Origin of the sequence: Roseimaritima multifibrata, from assembly GCF_007741495.1 — a bacterium.
GTDB classification, from domain to species: Bacteria; Planctomycetota; Planctomycetia; order Pirellulales; family Pirellulaceae; genus Roseimaritima; species Roseimaritima multifibrata.
Genome location: NZ_CP036262.1, coordinates 1690059 through 1708892, shown reverse-complemented (window position 1 = coordinate 1708892; position 18834 = coordinate 1690059). Strand labels below are relative to the sequence as shown.

At 55.4% G+C, this 18834-nt stretch carries 13 protein-coding genes; 6 read left to right on the top strand and 7 right to left on the bottom strand.

Annotated elements, in window-relative coordinates; genetic code table 11:
* Positions 1-240 precede the first annotated feature (240 nt).
* Positions 241-1359: a glycosyltransferase gene (locus FF011L_RS06280; RefSeq protein ID WP_218933046.1), complete on the bottom strand. Its 1119-nt coding sequence runs from the start codon at positions 1357-1359 to the stop codon at positions 241-243.
* A 264-nt stretch (positions 1360-1623) separates the two neighbouring features.
* Between FF011L_RS06280 and FF011L_RS06275 the strand changes: the two genes are divergently transcribed.
* The gene (locus FF011L_RS06275) at positions 1624-2610 is read left to right on the top strand and encodes a glycosyltransferase family 2 protein (protein WP_145350812.1); all 987 of its coding nucleotides are present in this window, start codon (positions 1624-1626) and stop codon (positions 2608-2610) included.
* A gap of 10 nt (positions 2611-2620) precedes the next feature.
* A complete protein-coding gene (locus FF011L_RS06270; protein WP_145350811.1) occupies positions 2621-3343 on the top strand; it encodes a class I SAM-dependent methyltransferase in 723 nt (240 codons plus the stop codon).
* Here the strand turns inward: FF011L_RS06270 and FF011L_RS06265 are convergent.
* Complete coding sequence (locus FF011L_RS06265; protein ID WP_246109769.1) at positions 3332-4438, bottom strand: beta-ketoacyl-ACP synthase III; 1107 nt, start codon at positions 4436-4438, stop codon at positions 3332-3334. The genes FF011L_RS06270 and FF011L_RS06265 overlap by 12 nt on opposite strands.
* Before the next feature lie 81 nt (positions 4439-4519).
* Here FF011L_RS06265 and FF011L_RS06260 point away from each other — a divergent pair, with 81 nt between their 5' ends.
* Positions 4520-5743: a S26 family signal peptidase gene (locus FF011L_RS06260; protein ID WP_145350810.1), complete on the top strand. Its 1224-nt coding sequence runs from the start codon at positions 4520-4522 to the stop codon at positions 5741-5743.
* 13 nt (positions 5744-5756) lie between these two features.
* Here the strand turns inward: FF011L_RS06260 and FF011L_RS06255 are convergent, their stop codons facing one another.
* Both FF011L_RS06255 and FF011L_RS06250 read right to left on the bottom strand, forming a co-directional pair.
* Positions 5757-6698 (bottom strand): hypothetical protein, encoded by a 942-nt coding sequence (locus FF011L_RS06255; protein WP_145350809.1) that lies wholly within the window; start codon positions 6696-6698, stop codon positions 5757-5759.
* Between the two features lie 183 nt (positions 6699-6881).
* Positions 6882-8990, bottom strand: a complete 2109-nt coding sequence (locus FF011L_RS06250; protein WP_145350808.1) for a hypothetical protein — start codon at positions 8988-8990, stop codon at positions 6882-6884.
* 858 nt (positions 8991-9848) lie between these two features.
* Between FF011L_RS06250 and FF011L_RS26185 the strand changes: the two genes are divergently transcribed.
* From FF011L_RS26185 to FF011L_RS06240, 3 genes are all read left to right on the top strand, one after another.
* The gene (locus FF011L_RS26185; RefSeq protein ID WP_218933045.1) at positions 9849-10019 is read left to right on the top strand and encodes a hypothetical protein; all 171 of its coding nucleotides are present in this window, start codon (positions 9849-9851) and stop codon (positions 10017-10019) included.
* Between the two features lie 347 nt (positions 10020-10366).
* The gene (locus tag FF011L_RS06245) at positions 10367-12094 is read left to right on the top strand and encodes a hybrid sensor histidine kinase/response regulator (protein WP_145350807.1); all 1728 of its coding nucleotides are present in this window, start codon (positions 10367-10369) and stop codon (positions 12092-12094) included.
* 522 nt (positions 12095-12616) lie between these two features.
* Positions 12617-13336, top strand: coding sequence for a hypothetical protein (locus FF011L_RS06240; RefSeq protein ID WP_145350806.1), 720 nt, complete (start codon positions 12617-12619; stop codon positions 13334-13336).
* Positions 13337-13440: 104 nt separating this feature from the next.
* Here FF011L_RS06240 and ettA read toward each other — a convergent pair whose 3' ends face one another.
* From ettA to FF011L_RS06225, 3 genes are all read right to left on the bottom strand, one after another.
* Positions 13441-15114 (bottom strand): energy-dependent translational throttle protein EttA, encoded by a 1674-nt coding sequence (ettA, locus tag FF011L_RS06235; protein ID WP_145350805.1) that lies wholly within the window; start codon positions 15112-15114, stop codon positions 13441-13443.
* A complete protein-coding gene (gene guaA, locus FF011L_RS06230) occupies positions 15115-16707 on the bottom strand; it encodes a glutamine-hydrolyzing GMP synthase (protein ID WP_145350804.1) in 1593 nt (530 codons plus the stop codon). It abuts the gene before it with no gap.
* A 172-nt stretch (positions 16708-16879) separates the two neighbouring features.
* Positions 16880-17974: a BON domain-containing protein gene (locus tag FF011L_RS06225; protein WP_145350803.1), complete on the bottom strand. Its 1095-nt coding sequence runs from the start codon at positions 17972-17974 to the stop codon at positions 16880-16882.
* Between the last annotated feature and the right edge of the window lie 860 nt (positions 17975-18834).

Sequence of the window (18834 nt, the reverse complement as noted above, 5' to 3'; positions counted from 1 at the left end):
GCCTCTTTGCTATTTCATCCTTCTCGGCCAATAAGGTAGCTGCCAACTGCGAGTCCGCCGGGCCAAACCCGGAAACAGAACTCTCGATACCTGGAGCTAAAAAGGTGCTGGATTAGCCGAATGATTTGAGGCATCCGCAAGAGTACGGAAATCAGGACGATTGACCACAGCAATCACCTCAAAAGCGTAACTTCAGAATGCGCAAGTTTATTCACTCACTCGCTTGCGCTTCGTGCGAAATCAGGCCGCGGCGCGTCGCTCGTTTAGCGATTCGTACAAGGCTAGAGTCTTCTCAACCATTGGCTGGACACCAAACCGCTGGACCGCGTGCTGATAGGCCGCTTCGACCTGTGTCTGCGATTGCAGGACTTGGGACTCTTGGGCGTCGAAGAGCGTGCGCAACGCCTTGGCGATCGACGCGGGATCTTCGGGAAGACACAGTTCCGCCAGTGGGGAACTCCATTCAGAATGAATTTGTTCGGCGGCTAAGACTTCGCACAATCCGCCAACCGGACTGGCGACGACAGGTCGTCGCAACATCATCGCTCCCACAACGGTCAAACAGAGACCTTCCTGGTGGGAAGGATGAACGACCGCATCGGCGGCAGCCAACCAGTCGTCTGGATTGTCTTGAAAGCCCAACAACCGCACCGATTCGGGGTCGGGGAGTGCGTCCCGCAAACACTCCAGTTCATCACGATGTTTCCCCTCACCCGCGATCGCGAGGACAAACGTTCCCGGCGGCTGGTCTAGCAAACCGATCGCACGGATTAGATCCGCGTGACCTTTGCACGGCAACAGGTTACCGATCGCGACCAGCAATTTTCGATTATCGGCAGCGACTTGATTTCGTATTTTTGCGACGGCGGCCGGATCGGGTGAAGGGATTGGCAGTCCCACATGAATCACCTTCAGATTCGAATCTCGCAGTCCGTCATTGATGCACTGATTGGCAACCGCCTGAGACACACAGATCGTGCGATCGGCCAAGCGATGGTATTTTTCGGGGGAGCGAATCGGGAACATGGTATGTCGCATCGCGAGAACGCGTGCTTGCGACACCCCAAGTGCGGCAAGCCCGCCCAACATCAGGGCGTGCGAATCATTGCAGTGGACGACGCAGGGGCCCGATAGCTGCAAGCGTTTGCGAAACCGCCAAATGGTTCGAGGGTCCCGTCCCCTCCCGGCGAATTCAAATACGCTGTGCCCTTCTTCACGCATGGCGGCCGCTAGGGGACTCCCTTTCGGAGCCATCACGGCTACTTCAAGGCCTCGCTTGGCGACGCCCGCCGCCAGGTTCTTTAGATATTCCTCACCACCGCCCCATGCCCGCTGGGTCGAAACATACCAGACTTTCATGAGATTTAATTCGGCAAGGAAGGAAAGCGGAAACCGACACAGCAAAACGGCCATTTCGGATGGGTCCTCGATACGCGAATCAAGCGGTGCAGTCAATACGATTTGGCCAGCACAATGCTAGCGGGGACGAATGCAAAGGGGACGCCGCATCGTATCGCCAAGGAATTGCCTATCTTCTCGGATTGATATTGCCCCCTCTAAAAGGAGTTTTGTAGATTCCATGCGTAACCTATCGATAAAAACCATTACCCATTGAAGCTTGCAATGTCTTCTTCCGCCTCCCCACCGAAGACTCCTCGCGTCAGCGTCGTGCTAACGGTCTACAACGGGCAGCAGCACCTAAAAGAGGCCGTTGCAAGCATCTTATCGCAAGACTTCACCGATTTTGAATTGGTTGCTGTCAACGACGGTAGCACCGACCGCAGCTCTCAAATCCTTCATAACTTTGCCAAACGGGACGCCCGCGTCCGGGTGATTGACCAGGAAAACCGAGGGATCGCAGGCGCCGCGAATCGCGGCATCGAAGAAGCAACGGCTCCCCTGATTGCGCGTATGGACGCGGATGACATCTCGATGCCCCAGCGGTTCGGCCTTCAGGTGGACTACCTGGACAAGCATCCTGAATGCCTCGCTGTCGGAACCGCCATTCTGAACATTGATGCCGATGGTGACCCACTTAATATTTCGATCTATGAATCGGATCCAGAGCGGATCGATGACTGCTTGATGCACCGTCGGACCGGGATGGCCCAGCCGTCGGTAATGATGCGGCGCGACATTGTGCTGGAACTGGGAGGGTACCGCAAAGAGTACGAGTGGATCGAAGATCACGATCTATGGCTGCGGCTGGCAGAGCGAGGTCCGCTGGGGAATCTTCCCGACGTCATGCTCTGTTATCGCCAACATCTAGGTAGCGTTAGCTGGAACAACGCCAGCCTGCGGATGGCTCGGATCAACGGGGTTCTCACCGACGCATACCGCCGCCGCGACATCCCGATTCCTCCGGGGCTGCTCCTTCCAGAAAACCCTCGACGCTCGACCGGCGGGCACCACAAATTCCTGCGAGCTGCGGTTCGCGCGGGTCAGTGGAAAACGGCCCGTAAACACTTTGTTGCTCAGTGGGCCAAACAACCATTTTCTGCGATTACATGGCGGTGCACGATGGAGGCAGGTTTTCGCGCCGTTTCCACCGTCGTCCATCCGCCCCCCGCGGCCCCTATCATTCCTCGCTTTTCAGCGGACTTCCAATAGAGTCGATCAAATGATTTCATCTGCTGCCAAAACATCGAATCCGGTACGTCCCTCAGGTTTGTTTGCGGGCCTGCAAAGATTCGTGGAGAGAAAACGTGCCAAGCGACGCTTAAAACACCTTTCCCCCGACCAGGTTTTCAACGACATCTATCGGTTGAATTCATGGAAAAGCGGGGAATCGATTTCCGGCATTGGATCGGAACTGTCGCAAACGCAGCGGATCATTGATGCGTTGCCACAATGGTTCCAGCAACTGGACATCAAACGTGTCGTCGATGTCCCCTGCGGTGATTTCCACTGGATGCAGCATGTCGATCTGTCCAACGTCGAATACATCGGCTGCGATATTGTTGAAGACCTGATCGCCGCCAACCAAAAATATGCGTCGCCCAACGTCAGCTTCTTACACAAGAACTTGCTAAGCGATCCGCTTCCAGCGGCCGACTTGGTTTTCTGCCGAGACTGCTTGGTCCATTTTTCTTTCGAACATATTCACCAGGCGTTGGCGAACATCCGCAGCAGTGGCGCGAAGTACCTGCTCACCACTTCGTTTACCGAACGTGAGGAAAACACGGACATCGTGACAGGCCGATGGCGTCCGCTAAACCTGCAGGCGGCGCCGTTTCACCTCTCCGAACCCAAAGCCGTTCTGGTCGAAGAGTGCACACAAGATGGAGGGCAATACACCGACAAGGTGCTTGCCCTCTGGTCCATCGATCAATTACCAGCGTAACAAGGCGGTTCCCCAGGCAAGTCCTGATCCGAAACCGCATAACAGCACCAGATCGCCCTCTTTGACTCGGCCCTCGCGGACCGCTTCATCCAACGCCAGCGGAATGCTGGCGGCACTGGTATTTCCGTAGCGGTCTAGATTCACAAAGACGCGATCTCGATCGACCGACAGATCGCTGACAGCCGAATCGATAATCCGTTGGTTGGCTTGGTGCAAAACCACCAAGTCCAGTTCCGACGCGTCTTTCCCGGCGGCTTCCAGCACGTCTTTCGCACTTTCGGCGAACAGGCGGACCGCCCATTTGAAAACGTTTCGTCCGTCCATCCGAAGGTACTGCTGCCCCGCCGCGTAAGCTTCGGGGGTCAATGCTTGCCGCGTTCCGCCAGCCGGCACGCACAGCATTTCGCCACCACAACCTTCGCTCCCTAGCTGGAACGAAAGCAGTCCTGCCCCCGTCGGTTTGTCGGGAACCAACAATGCGGCTCCGGCACCATCCCCAAACAGCGGATAGGTTTTTTTGTCTTCGGGATCGATGGTGCGGCTCATCAAGTCAGCCCCCACGACCAAAACCCGCTTAGCCGTTCCGCTGACGACGAACTGGGATCCCGTCACCAGGGCATACATGAACCCGGCACAGGCCGCGTTGATATCCATTGCCGGCGCGGTAGCTCCCAGTCGACGTTGCAGATGACAAGCGGCCGAAGGGGTTGGATGGTCGGGTGTCATCGTCGCCACCAAGATCAAATCGATCTCGGCCGGATCGACATCGGCTTGCTTCAAGCATGTGATCGCCGCTTCGTAGCAGAGATCACTGGTCGCTTGGTCCTCGGCAGCTTTGCGACGCTGCAGGATTCCAGTCCGACGGACGATCCAGTCGCTGTCGCACCCCAGGGCCGCGAGGTCTTCGTTCGTGACCACCGTTTCGGGTGCATACGAGCCAGTGGCGGCTATTTTTACCCCCAGAGCTTGGCCCATCCGCCCACGCTTCATTGCATGGAGCGACTCCGTCGATTCCGGTTGACAGGAATCGGCAGCGGAAGGAGAAGAGGTTTCGTTCGTCTGCAAGGACGATTTTGTTGATAGCGGTTCAGACATAAAGGTCGTGGGCTGAATCCAGGAGCGTAAAATGAAGATAAGCAGTATACCGATCAAACCCTAACTGCGTTAGACGAGTCGATGCACACCCCTTTATCACTTCAGCCTGGCGACGCGGCAGCCCGCCAGGCAAAATCCCGATACCGCTCAAAGTGGTGGTGGTGGGTGGTGCTTGCTGGAATCCTTGCCTTGATGGGCCATCGGCTAGGCCAAATCCAGGGTTGGCTAGGGAATGTGATGATTGCCGGGCCGTCGATGATGCCAACTCTGTTTTGCCCGACCCTGCAAGGCAACTGCCCTGACTGCCAAAGCGTCCAAAGATTTCCTCCCCCAGACGACCTCGCAGAAAATCTGACATGTTGGAATTGCGGGCAAAAATATCCTCCGAAATCCTTCCAATTTCAGGCACTCCCCGGCGATTCTGTCTGGATCGATCGCGCCGCCTATCGCTGGAACCTGATGGGCTGGACCCTCTGCAACCAAGAACCCCAACGCGGAGACTTAGTCGCGATCGCTGATGATACGGGGATACGAGTGAAGCGACTGGTGGCGGTCCCCGGAGACACGGTATCCCTGGAAGGGAACGAACTTCAAATCAATGCACGCCCGCTGTCTGAAGTGGTGCCGGGTCCGCTGCCGAGGATCCCGGTTCACGAATCGCGGTTTCCCGCATTTCAGCAGGAACCAACGCCCCATGCCGATGTTTCCAAAGAGCAAGGCGTCAGCGCCTCGCAGCGCTGGCTCAAACGACCGGACGGTTGGTTGGTCTATCATCATTTTTCGGTTCACTCAAAACGCTCTGAACCGATTCGTGATGACTGTCCCTACAACCGCGACCTGACCCGCCACATGAACCGCGTGGAAGCTTTTGGGTGTGAAGCCGCTTTTACGATTGAACAACCAACGGAAATTGAAATCGCCTGCTGGCAATCATCGAAAACCGTTTCCTACAAGCGGTCCTTTGCGGCAGGCAAACATGTCGTCCGATTTGAGCAAACCGGATCCGCACATGGTTGGTCGCAAACAGACCGTCCGGCGTCAGAAATTCCCGTCAGCGAAACGACCCCGATCGCCATTCATGGTTTGGATGCAAAGGCGGATTCGCCGGCCATACTACGTATCGATCGTGAAATCCATTGGTTCGTCAGCGAACACGATCGTTTAGAGTGGCAGGCGGATCGCATCGTCCTGCCAGCCGACCGTTTTTTTGTCGTCGGAGACAACCAACCAAATTCGGCCGATAGCCGGCAAGCCCCTAGCGGAATCGAGCGGCAACAAATCATCGGAAAGGTGTCACGCAAATAGCAATGGCTGGAAATCAGCTGCGAAAATCCTTCTTTGCGTTTGCACTGAATAACAATACGGTCGCCCAGATACCAAACGGAAAGGCAATACACCCAAAGCAGGGAATCGCCGCGATAATGGCTGCGGCCCGCGACGCGTTCAACTTCTTCCGCATCGCCATCGTGATCCCGCCTGAGAACATCGTCAGGCCAAGCATCACAATAACGCCATATCCGACCGTTTGCCCGATGATAAAAGGGAGTGTTCCATCGGAGTATTTCCCCGTGACCATCAACACGATCAGCATTGCCAGATTAAGACAGCCGTAACCGGTGTAAAAGAAGGCCCACAATGCGATCATGGCTCCGTTGATGATATAGAAAGCATTGCGATCGTTTCCTCCTCCCCCGCCTCCGCCGGAGGCCCCAAACGAATTCCCTCCGCCCGCCGGTGGCGCATACGCCGAAGCCGCTCCTCCGCCAAATGATGGTGGCGACGCACTTGCCGGCGCTCCGCCGCCAAACCCACCGCCGCTCGCTGGCGGACTGGCAAAATTGCCTAAATCGCCAAACGGGTCACTGCTTCCTCCCGAACCGGAACCGCCAAACAGATCGTCGCTGGGAGCCGCTTGCTTTGGACGTGGTGCGGGACGCGGAGCCGCTTTCTTGGCCGGGCCGGCCGACGGCGGCGATCCGGGAATTTTTAGTTTGGTGCTGCATTGAGGGCACTGAACGGTTTTGCCCGCGGCACTCGCGGGGACCGACAGCGATTTCTGACATCCTGGACAACGAATCGATCGCTTGGCACCCGGGACTGGCCCCTTCGATACAGGTTTCGCAGGTTTCGCTTGAACGGACTTGGCAGCTGGCACGGTCAGGACCGTCGCACACTTCGGGCATTTCACCCGCTTGCCAGCAGACGATTCAGGCAACGCTAGTTTTGCAGCACACGACGGGCATTGAATGGTCGTTGACAAAGGAAACTCATTGCGCGAGAAGATCGATTGGCAGAGAAGAGACGGCTAGGCCGCAGGCCAATTCTAATCACCATTGCCGCAAAGAGAAACCAACAAAAAACCTCCGGCAGCCCTGAAGGCTGCCGGAGGCAGAGTTGTTCGATTCCGAAGAATCGTATTTAGGTTCGAAAACCTAAAATTTACTTAGTTGCCACAGCTTGCACATCCAGGAGCTGCAACGGTTCCGCCACAGCTTGCACATCCAGCGGATGCACCAGCTTGGTAAGCAGGAACGGCAACGTTGGTTGGAACAGCAACGCACTCGGTGACCTGAACGGCACGTTGAGTGGTTACAGGAACGCAAACGGTGAAGGTTTCAGGAACTTCTTCAGTAACGGTGTTGTAAACCGTTTCTTGTACTTCGCGAGTACGTTCTTCTGGAACCATAACGGTGAAGTTAACGGTCCGTTCACGTTGCTGAGCTTCCACACGATTGGTGGTAACGGTACGAGTACGCTCTTCGGTGTTGTAGGTGGTTACAGGCACTTTGCGAGTGCGAGTTTCCATCTGCATCCGAGTCACAGGAACCTTGCGGACACGTTGCTCGACACGGCACTTGGTGACGGGGCGAGTACGTTCTTCCATACGGGTTTTGCGAACGGCGACGGTACGGGTACGTTCTTCGGTGGCGCACTCGGTGTAAGTAACGGTCCGAACACGATCTTCCCAGCGAGTCTTGGTGACAGGAACTTCGCGTTCACGAGTCTGGCATTCCAGGACGGTGTAAGGAACTTCCTTAACTTGAGTTTCCAAACGAGTCCGGGTGACAGGAACTTCGCGGGTACGAGTTTCGCAGGTCATACGAGTGACTTCGCGTTCACGTTCTTCCATGCGAGTCTTGGTCACAGCAACTTTACGAGTCTTCTGCTCGGTTTTGTACTTGGTGACGTTGACGGTACGCTCACGGGTTTCCGTGGTCATACGAGTGACAGGAACTTCACGAGTCTTCGTTTGGCACTCGTTGATCGTGACGGTGTAGGTGTAAGGAACTTCGTGAGTCTGACGTTCGTAGGTCGTGACAGGAACCTGTGTGGTGACAGGATTGCTGACGTAACGACGACGAGTCACGGTACAACCAGCGTTGCCAGCGTGTCCAGCGTGAGCAGCCGAACCACAACCGCCACAAGCACTTGCACATCCGCCGCATCCGCCACAAGATCCGCATCCGCCACCGCAGTTGCTTCCACAACCGCTACCGTAAGCAACGCCACCGTTGCCACAGGTGTTGACTGCAGGAGCTGCAGCAACAACTTGCTCGGTAACCCAGTGACCTTGTTCGCAGGTGACTTCACGCATGGTGGTCACAGGAACGCACTTGGTTACGGTACGAGTCCCTTCACGAACTTCTTGACGAGGAACGTTCACCTGGTAAGTCTGCGAAACCATTTCGGTTACAGGAACCTGAACGGTGTAGGTCTGCTTGACTTCTTCGGTGTAAGGAACCTGTACCGAGTAAGTCTGGTCGATTTCTTCGGTGTAAGGAACGCAAACCTTGTAAGTCTGAGTTTCCGTTACAGGAACCGCGACCTGATAGGTCTGGGTGACGGTTTCGGTGTAAGGAACACAAACCTGGTACTGAACGGTACGAGTCTTCTGGACAGGAACCTGAACTTGATACGTCTGTTTTACGTTTTCGGTATAAGGAACAGCAACTTTGTAGCTTTCTTCACGCTGCTTCTGTACAGGAACCTGCACGGTGTAAGCTTGCTCGACGTTCTCGGTGTATGCAACGCATACGCTGTAAGGAACCTCTTCGGTGTAAGGAACCCGAACCGAATAAGTCTGTTCGACTTCTTCAGTCACAGGAACCGCTACCTGGTACTCTTGCTCTTGTTCGGTCGTAACCGGAACCTGAACGTTGTACTTGACTTCTTCGGTGTGAGGAACACATACGTTGACCGTGTAGGTCTCGGTGCGTGACTGGGTCTGAGGAACGTTAACCGTGTAGGTCTGCTGACGGGTTTGTACCGAAGCAACCTGACGGGTTACGGTCCGCATACGCGTCTGGGTTTGACGCTGATAAGTGGTGGTCGGAACCATTTCGGTGCGAGTGACGCGCTGCATGGTGTACGCAGGAACCGTTGCACATCCATCAGCGACGACATATCCACCTGCAGCAGCACCACTGGTGCTACCGACACAACCGGAGCCAGCGGTGCAACCACTGCAATCTCCGCACTGGGCAAAGGCTTGTCCGGCAACCAATGCGGTTGCCAACAAACCAAATGCCACGCTCATAAACCGTGATCTCATGAAGTAAACCTTTTTTTGGTGTCCCGCAACGCCAAGGTGCAATGTAGCTGGCAGGTACAGAACGAAGTAACGTGGAAGTTTAACGGCTGCGTAGCTTGGGCGAGGTGCCCGCGCCTTTGAATTTAGACGGATAGGATGGGGTGTCAACCCATTACCTATTGAGTGGTTTAGGAAAACCAGGAAAAATAGCCACAATATACCACACGCGGTCAGGCCCCATAAAATGACCTGCTAGCATCCCCCCTCTACAGCTCGGCGGAATCTTAAACTCGTGTAAAAACCAGTGTTTACGGCGCTTCAAGCCACTCCAGCCTGCTGGCCCCCCGCCCCTTCAGTCATCACAACATTACGAAAGTACTAAGGGCAAACCACCTCCCCCTCCGCTGCCACGCACCACCATCGAAGACACCTTCGCAAAACGCCAAGGACTAGGACCGCACCCCCAACCAACAAAAGAACCTCTGTAGGGCGTTTAGCACCCCATTTGTGAAGCAGCCACGCCCTTCCCCCTAGCCACCAAATCCCCCCCAAGACTTGCCTGTTGAAAATCAGGCCACAATGCATGCCGGATCAGGTCACGCCGGCGATGCCCGCCACGAAACGGACTCGAGTGTGAAGAGGAATCGCAAATGTCCAATGATGGACTCCGCAGGGATCTTTCAATTTCCATTTTCCATTTTCCATTTTGCTGCCTCTTACGCGGTCCGCTAAATCGTGTGCCGCGCAATGCAAAACAACCGAACCTTCTCGCCAGACCACCCCGCGTCCACACGAGACCATTGGCGCGGACTTCGGCTGCATGTCCCCCAGACGCACGACCGCCCTGACAGACCGCATCGCGATCGACCGGCACCCCGCATGGTTCACATCATCCGGCGCCTGGACAGCAAACCACGAGCGGTCCCCACCATGCGATCGGCTTTGGCATCTGCGGGCGGATCGATTCTGTTTTCGATGCGACGCACCGGACTGGGGTTCCTAACGCAAAACCAATCACAATCACCTGTGGGGACTCATGTTAAACTTTAAACAGTGGAATATGGTTAACGAAAGACGTTGGCATTGACAGCGGATCGTCCGTAAGAGTCACATGTGGACTGCAACGTGATCGCCCGGTGGCAACCCTTTGACGATGGAGCCCTTTCTGCCGTTGCGATTCTTAATCCATTCCGTCCCACAAAGACTCCCACGAAGAATTGACACCCTCAGGGGGGTCAATTCCAGACAATCCCACAGAATTGCCTTGGTTAGACGTGTCCCCCACTGCCTGATGTTGCTACCCTGTGAAACAACCTCTACGATTCAGGGAGGGCTGCCCACGCACGGTGGTGCTATGACGCCAATGGCACAACAGAAACTCAGGGGTGAGTTTTAAGATGAGCGCGCCACGCATACTATGTATCGGAGATTGCTCAGCAGCCGAATTCGGTGCCGCTGAAGCTCAAATAGTCAAGGTACAGACGGCGAACGAAGCGATTCATCGAATTGCCTCGGAATCGTTCGATGGCATCTGGATCGATCGCGAGCGTCTGCCTTCGGGGAGCGAGTTCTTACGTCTCCAGCAAAGCTCCAGCATGCTCCGCGACATCCCTGAAGGGGTTGCATTGTTGGACCAGACATTCCGGGTCTTGTGGGGAAACGCAAGGTTAACGGAATGGGCCAGCCCCTCCGCTTTGACTCCGGAAGGGAAAATCCAACCCAACATCAATTTCTACAGTTTGCTTGACCAGCCCGAGATCATGGGGCCTGATTTCTGCCCTTTCCACACGGCGCTGGCAACCGACCAAGAAAGCAGCAGCACGCTCCTCACCAGCGACAACCGCTACTTCCACGTCCATGCGGGACCGCTGCGAGACCCGAACTGGCCCAATCAACTAATTGTCACCGTCAGCGAGATCACGGACGAAATCCTCCAGCAGCAGAAACTTGCCGCGATCCATCAAGCCGGCCGCGAACTGGCCGACCTGCGGCCCGACGAGATCTTCATGATGGAGGTCGACGAGCGGATTGAACTGCTGAAAGAAAACATCCGTGCCCACCTGAGCGATCTGTTAAATTTCGAAGTCATCGAAATCCGCCTGCTTGAATTGGCGACCGGAAACCTGATCCCGCTCCTCAGCGTTGGCATCGACCAAGAAGCCGCCGACCGCCAAATCATCGCACACCCACGCGGCAACGGCGTCACCGGTTTTGTCGCCTCGCGCGGCGTCAGCTATATCTGCACCGACGTCGATACCGACCCACTATTTGTTCCCGGCGTCGCGGAAACCAAAAGCTCGCTCACCGTCCCCCTGATGCTGCATGACCAAGTGCTGGGGACGATTAACGTCGAAAGCCCCGAGCGTTCGGCGTTCAGCGAAGATGACTTGCAGTTTCTAGAAATCTTCGCTCGCCACGTCGCCTTTGCACTGAACACCCTGGAACTGCTGGTCGCCCAGAAAGCTAATACGGCTCAGCAAAGCTGCAACGCGATCCATAGCGCCGTCGCCCTTCCTGTTGACGAAATCCTGAACGATGCCGTCAACGTTATGGAACTGTACATCGGCCACTCCTCCGAAATGGTCGACCGCATTCGCCGCATCTTGCAAAATGCACGCGACATCAAAAACACGATCCAAAAAATTGGCCAAAAGATGACGCCGCTGGAAGCGGTCCCCGTCGGCGCTCAGGGACCTCAACACCCCACGCTGCGAGGCAAACGGATCCTGGTCGTCGATGGCGACGAAACCGTACGCAACGATGCCCACAACCTGCTGGAACGCTACGGCTGCATCGTTGAAACCGCCCACGAAGGACAGGAAGCGGTCGCGATGGTGCGCGGCAGCATCGGCAACGCAGACTACGACGTCATCATCAGCGATATCCGGCTTGCCGATTTCAGCGGATACCAAGTGATGTGCCGATTAGGGGACATCATGGAAAATGTCCCGATGGTCCTGATGACCGGATTTGGTTACGACCCCGGGCACTCGATCGTCAAAGCTCGACAAGCTGGTCTTCACCCCACCAAAGGGGTTCTGTATAAACCGTTCCGTCTCGATCAATTGATCGATGTCGTCGAAACGATCATCGCGACCAGTGACCGCGCCATCGCCGACGCGTAATGGCCGGGCAGCGGAGCGAGCGACCGCTGAACGGTTGTTCCGATCTGGCAAAGTCGTTCCGCCCCAGCAAAACGGCGCAACGACCGCCGCTAGTGGCGTACCGTCGCCAGACGGTGGTTCCGGATACCGTCACGTATTCTTTTCACGTTCCCCGCGAAAGAACGCTCCGTGGATGCCGCTTTCGCTCGAGAGACGAGATCCATTGGTGACGTATTGCCGGCCGATCCACGCTCTGGCGAGCGCCGTCGCGTGCCTGCCGCATATTGATTTCACGCCCCCACGACCGCACATGCGAACCGCAATCATTGGCACAACCTGCAAAAACTGTCTCTCATTGATCGATTCGTCTCAAAATGAAACAAACGACAAATGCCAGCCCCACCAAAGCAATTGACCTAAACCGATACCAACAAACAAGTTACAAAACGACACAAATTCCCAGGAACGTTTGGCACCGCAGTTGCTTCTAATAACTAACAAGAACCTCTGGGAAAACGTCATCTGATTTAGGACGAAATTAAAATGAACCGCATTGCACTAACCAGCCTTTTTACTTGCCTCGCATTGGCCGTCGTTTACGGCCAAGAAGCAGCTCCTGCCACCGGACCTAGCGGAGGCTATGGACCTGCGATCGCATACTCCGACAGTGGTTTCAGCTGGCTAGACCACAGCAGCACGTCGACCGAGGGAGCACTACGAGGGGCTGGCGCGTATGCCGAAGGGGTTGGCAAAGCGAACTACTACAACTCCCTCTCCGCGATGAACTACCAGGAAGCCTATCGCCGAGCGATCGAGAACTCGGTCAATAAAGTCGAAGCTCGTTACGCGAGACGCGATCTGTGGTACGACCACCAAGAACGCTACCGTCGCAAACCACTGGACATGGAGGGCTATCAGAAACTGGCTTCTTCGCGAAGCCCTGACCGTCTATCCACTGACCAGTACGATCCCCAGACAGGGCAGATCACCTGGACCTACCCACTGGATGCGGCCGTGTTCAAGTCGCATCGCGAAACGGTGCAGCAATTACTCGGTGCTCGGTCGGCGGACACGTCCGGCTGGGGAAGTCGCAACTACGACCAGATCCACGAAGAAATTGAAGCGATGAAGGGCATTCTTGAAGCAGGGCGTGACGGGATCGACAGCAATCGCTACATTCACGCTCTTCGGTTCTTGGAGCAAGTCGACTGGGAAGCTCGCTTCGCACCATCAGATGAAGTCCTGACTTCGCTGCAGAACTAATAATTAGTCGCTGATTATTCCCAGATATTCATAGCGTTTCATTGCGGTTCTTTTATTGAGCTTGGAGACCAATTGGTCTCCAAGCTTTTTTTATTGCCATCAACTTAAGCGTGGATGCTCTTGTATCGGAACTTACGAGGCTCGTCGCCCTGATCGCCTTGGCGCTCGCGTCGCTGGTTTTCGTAGGTTTCAAAGTTCCCTTCACACCAGTGGACGTACCCGTCCCCTTCGAAGGCCAAGATATGAGTCGCCAAGCGGTCCAAGAACCAGCGGTCATGGCTCGTAACCACGACGCACCCAGCGAAATTCATGATCGCCTCTTCCAGGGCTCGAAGCGTATCGACATCGAGGTCATTCGTCGGTTCGTCCAACAGCAGAACATTGCAACCTTGGCGTAGCAATTTGGCTAGGTGCACACGGTTCCGTTCTCCACCCGACAAATTGCCGACGCGTTTTTCTTGGTCGGGGCCTTTGAAGTTGAACTTTGAAACATAGCTGCGGGCGTGCATGACGCGTCCGCCCATATCAAATGTTTCATGTCCGCCACTGATTTCCTCGTAGACCGTTTTGACAGGGTCCAACGAATCGCGGCTTTGATCGACATAGCCCATCGTCACCGTCTCGCCAACGCGAAGGGCTCCCGAATCAGGATTATCCTGACCGGTCATCATCCGAAACAGCGTCGTCTTACCAGCTCCGTTGGGCCCAATAACCCCAACGATGCCACCGGCAGGCAAACGGAAGGAAAGGTCTTCCAGAAGCACCTTTTCACCGAACGCTTTATTTACTTTTTCCGCTTCGATCACGACTCCGCCCAGGTGCGGGCCCGAGGGGATCTGAATTTCCAAATCATCTGGTTGTTCATCGAACGACTGCTGGGACATTTCTTCGTAAGCCTTGATACGGGCTTTGCTTTTCGCTTGCCGCGCTTTAGGGCTCATCCGGATCCATTCCAGCTCGCGCGAGAGCGTTCGTTCGCGAGCCTTTTCCTGTCGCTTTTCGATCTTCATCCGCTTGTCTTTGTTCTCCAGCCAAGCGGTGTAGTTCCCTTCAAACGGGAACGCCCGAGAGCGATCGATTTCCAGAATCCACTGGGCGACGTTGTCCAAGAAATAGCGGTCGTGCGTCACGGCGACGACGGTTCCTGGATACTTGTGCAGATGCTGCTCCAGCCAAGCGACCGATTCGGCATCCAAGTGGTTCGTCGGCTCGTCCAGCAGGAGCAAATCGGGCTGCCGAATCAGCATTTGGCAAAGTGCCACGCGGCGGCGTTCACCACCGGACAGCTTGGTAACGTCCGCATCGCCGGGGGGCAGATTCATCACCTGCATCGCGATTTCGACTTGGCGATCAAGTTCCCACAGGTTTTCGGCATCGATGATGTCCTGCAGTTTCGCCATTTCGTCACATAGCTTTTCCATCTGGTCAGGGTCATCGATCTCCCCTAGCAGAACGCTAATTTCGTTGTAACGATCGAGCGTTTTTCGACGCTCTTGAACCGCCGTTTCAATGTTTTCTCTGACGTTTTTGGTTTCATCCAAATCAGGTTCCTGAGTCAGGTAACCGACCGTGTAACCTTTCGCCAACCGAGCCGAACCTTCGAATTCGGTATCCTGCCCAGCCATGATCCGCATCAGCGTCGATTTCCCTGCACCGTTTGGTCCCAGGACACCAATTTTGGCACCGGGATAGAAGGCGAGAGAAATATCGTTCAGGACGACCTTAGGGCCGTGTTTTTTTACGAGATTTTCAACTTGAAAAATGTAGTGTTGGCTCATTTATTCCCACTCGATAGTTGCGGGGGGTTTGCTACTGATATCGTAACAAACACGATTAACCCCTTTGACTTCATTAATGATTCGGGTGCTCATCTTGGCAAGCAATTCATATGGCAAGCGACTCCAGTCGGCTGTCATAAAATCGTCGGTATTGACGCTGCGAATTGCTACCGCATTTTCGTAAGTCCTGGCGTCCCCCATCACCCCGACACTCTGGACGGGAAGCAGGACCGCAAACGACTGACTGGTCTGACGATACAAACCGGCCGCTTTGATTTCGTTGACGACGATCTCGTCCGCTTCGCGGAGCACATCTAATTTTTCCCGCGTGATCTCTCCAAGGCAACGGACGGCCAAGCCTGGACCGGGGAATGGGTGCCGCCAAACCAGAGCGGGCGGCAGCCCCAGTTCTTCACCCAGACGGCGTACTTCGTCTTTGAACAGATCGCGTAGCGGCTCGATTAGCTCGAACCCAAGCTTCTCTGGCAGACCGCCGACATTGTGGTGCAATTTGATGGTTGCCGCGGGCCCGTCGGCAGCAGCTCCGCTCTCGATCACATCGGGATAAAGCGTCCCCTGCGCCAAGAAATGGGCATCCTCGATCGATTCGGCTTCGGCCTGAAAGCACTCGATAAAGGCGGCGCCGATGCGGCGTCGCTTTTCCTGAGGCTCATCGATTCCCTTCAACGCATCGAGGAATTGATCCTCGGCGTCGACGACTCGCAAATCGGCTTTGAAATGGTTTGTAAATTCAGAAATCACCGCACTCTGTTCGTCTTTGCGGAGCAAGCCATTGTCGATCAAAATACAGGTCAACTGCGCCCCGATCGCTTTGTACAACAAGGCTGCGACGACCGACGAATCGACTCCGCCGGAAAGCCCACAAATGACTCGACGCTGCCCGACCTGCTGACGCACCTGATCGATCAACGAATCGGCGAAATCCGAAAGGTGCCAAGTCCCTTCACAGCCACACACCCCGATCACAAAATTGTGCAGAACCTGGCTGCCCAGGGGAGTGTGCGTCACTTCGGGGTGAAACTGCATTCCAAAGATCGGAAGCTGCTGATGGGCGATTGCGGCGTACGGACAGGTATCGGTCGCGGCAAGCGAATCAAAGACTTCGCCGATCCCCGACACCTGGTCTCCGTGGCTCATCCAGACGTCCATTGTTTCCGGCAATCCGGCAAACAATTGACGCTCTTCGCCGATCGACAAGCTAGCTCGTCCATATTCACGCGTCAGCGTATGTTCGACTTGCCCACCGAGGGCTTCGCACATCAACTGCATCCCGTAGCAGATTCCCAGCACGGGAATCCCCAGCTCAAACAGCTTGGGATCACAACGCGGTGCCCCTTCTGCATAGACACTTGATGGGCCCCCGGAAAGGATAATCCCCTTCGGCTTTAATTCGGCAATCCGCTCCGCGGACAAATCATGCCGGACGATTCGACAATAAACATTTTGCTCACGGACGCGACGCGCGATTAACTGAGCATATTGCGACCCGAAATCGAGCACCAAGATGCATTCATCAGTAAATGCGTCGGCAGCCGATTCGGCGGGCGAATGATTAGGACTGGATTGGCTCATCTAAGGATGCCTCCGCAGCTAGCGAGAGAATCCCAGAGTATAGAAATCCCCTGGTTTTAACCCAAGGGGTGCCACAAATTCGGAACAACCCACGAAAAATGCCTCGCTTCGATTTCTCGAAGCGAGGCATTGCATGGACTCAGAGGACCTGATTCGTCCGTTTCCGACTTGTTTACTTGTCGGTGAAATCTAGGAACCACCAACCGTCATCCCATTCAAGGCTGACTTTACGCCATCCCAATGGAACCTGTGGGTAAGGGTAAAAGGGTCCGATGTACGGCCAAGCCGAAGGGCTGTACTGCTGTGGATAGCTAACCGCAGCGTAGTTCGGGTAGGCGGCGTAGCCAGGCCAAGCGTAGTTTGGCATGTATGGCTGGTCGTAGCGAGGCGAAGCCTGTCCCGCAGCATAAGGTGCCGAAGGAACGGGTTGCCCTTGCATTCCGCCGTGAACCATCCCACCACCTTGGTACGATGCCGCCATCGGTGCCTGACCAGGCATTGGAGCCGGTTGCATCGCTGGATGAGCGACAGGCTGAACACCCTGGCTCATCGAAGGATCATTCAAAGCGGAGATCGGAGTCGCTCCGGCAACCGCGATGTCATCCACAACTCGGCGTACTCCGGGAGTATTCCGAGCCAGATCGATGATCAGGTCTTTGTGAGCTGCCGAGCTGGTTTGGCCTTTTAGCAAGACTTCCCCGTTCGAAGTGGTCACATCGACGCCAAATCCACGCAAATGCCCTTCCTGCTGAGCTCGACCTAGCAACTTCACGATCGAACTGGTGACCGCTTGGTCAGCCGTTCCCTCTTCGTGAGCCGCAACAGGAAGAACCGCTTCGGGGCCCGCTACAGGAGCGTCATAGCCACGCTGGAAGTCGATCGCCAACGGATGAGGCAAAGCAACAGGGCTCGCCGTGGTAACAACCGGCTCGGCAACTTCTGCCTGCAAGGCGTCACGAAGCGAAAAGTCTTCTGCCTCAGCTTGCTCGACCTGAATCTGGTCGACCACGTTCGAAATTCCATCAACACCTTCAGCAGCTGACAGTACCAACTGCTTTTGAGAGGCTTGGCGAACCTTGCCCTTGAAGAGAACAACGCCCTCTTCAACTTTCATATCCAACTGAAACCCTTGTAAAGAACCAGCGTCTCGCTGAACTTTCAAGCGGTTAAAAATCTGTTCTGCGATCTCGCGATCGCCGGCCCATCCTTGGATGGGACATGTAGCAGCCAGTGCGAGCACCGCCGCTGCGAAAAAGAAACGTCGCATCGAATCCCTCCTTAGGTCCTCTGCATTGGCTGCTGGCCACGAACTCTGGGTCGTTGGTTGAGCCGCATACATTTAAGCATTCCGATCGATACGTCACTTCCTCTGCGGCGTATCGCGTAGTCCTCGTGAACTGACACAAGAAATGCTTGTCCGAAAGAATATGTCGACCGATTAGGGTCCTCTCTGGTAGGTTTTTTCCGATTTTATTGGTCACTCCTGTCATTATTGTTGTTCCGAAAATACCCAAGGGGCCGGATAACCGACAAGGTAGTCTGTAAGTCGCCTAGGTTAACGTGACGGGGTTAATGCTAGCTGAGGCTGGAGACACGGAGACACGGAGACACGGAGTGAAGGAGTGAAGGAGTGAAGGAGTGCCGCTGGCGGTGCGGACTTTAGGTAGCGGAACGGCGCGTGCTGTCCGGCTGTGGCTCCTGAAACCTTGCGGACGGCCAAACCGCTTGATGGCTGGCGATCTAGCGAGCGTCGCCTTTTGCTCGGGACACGAAAGAACAGGCAAGCAAAGAAAGAGCAAGCCAAGAATCTGGCTCCCCTCGCCCTCAAAACAAGCTTGCTTAAAACAGGTTCGATATTGAATCAACGGTTCGCCAGCTAGTTCAATTGACTGCGATCCGAAGGCTTGTTTTGGGGGAGAGGGGCTGGGGGAGAGGGGCCGACAGAGCCGGGCCAAGACGTGACATTCCCCCTTGAAACATGAGACGTTCCAGCAAGCAAGCTCCGCCAAACCAAACAAAGATGCAGAGACCACACGATGAGCTAGCATCCGAAGAGCCGGAAGCGGTCGCCGGAACGGCATCGCTGTCGCTCTTTGGTCCGGCCTACTCTGGGCGGCTCGCTCCGAA

Excerpts from the sequence above, each read along its gene's own strand:
- FF011L_RS06280 (WP_218933046.1), bottom strand. The coding sequence starts at position 1,359 with ATGAAAGTCTGGTATGTTTCGACCCAGCGGGCATGGGGCGGTGGTGAG.
- FF011L_RS06275 (WP_145350812.1), top strand. The coding sequence starts at position 1,624 with ATGTCTTCTTCCGCCTCCCCACCGAAGACTCCTCGCGTCAGCGTCGTG.
- FF011L_RS06270 (WP_145350811.1), top strand. The coding sequence starts at position 2,621 with ATGATTTCATCTGCTGCCAAAACATCGAATCCGGTACGTCCCTCAGGT.
- FF011L_RS06265 (WP_246109769.1), bottom strand. The coding sequence starts at position 4,438 with ATGTCTGAACCGCTATCAACAAAATCGTCCTTGCAGACGAACGAAACC.
- FF011L_RS06260 (WP_145350810.1), top strand. The coding sequence starts at position 4,520 with ATGCACACCCCTTTATCACTTCAGCCTGGCGACGCGGCAGCCCGCCAG.
- FF011L_RS06250 (WP_145350808.1), bottom strand. The coding sequence starts at position 8,990 with ATGAGATCACGGTTTATGAGCGTGGCATTTGGTTTGTTGGCAACCGCA.
- FF011L_RS26185 (WP_218933045.1), top strand. The coding sequence starts at position 9,849 with ATGGTTCACATCATCCGGCGCCTGGACAGCAAACCACGAGCGGTCCCC.
- FF011L_RS06245 (WP_145350807.1), top strand. The coding sequence starts at position 10,367 with ATGAGCGCGCCACGCATACTATGTATCGGAGATTGCTCAGCAGCCGAA.
- FF011L_RS06240 (WP_145350806.1), top strand. The coding sequence starts at position 12,617 with ATGAACCGCATTGCACTAACCAGCCTTTTTACTTGCCTCGCATTGGCC.
- ettA (WP_145350805.1), bottom strand. The coding sequence starts at position 15,114 with ATGAGCCAACACTACATTTTTCAAGTTGAAAATCTCGTAAAAAAACAC.
- guaA (WP_145350804.1), bottom strand. The coding sequence starts at position 16,707 with ATGAGCCAATCCAGTCCTAATCATTCGCCCGCCGAATCGGCTGCCGAC.
- FF011L_RS06225 (WP_145350803.1), bottom strand. The coding sequence starts at position 17,974 with ATGCGACGTTTCTTTTTCGCAGCGGCGGTGCTCGCACTGGCTGCTACA.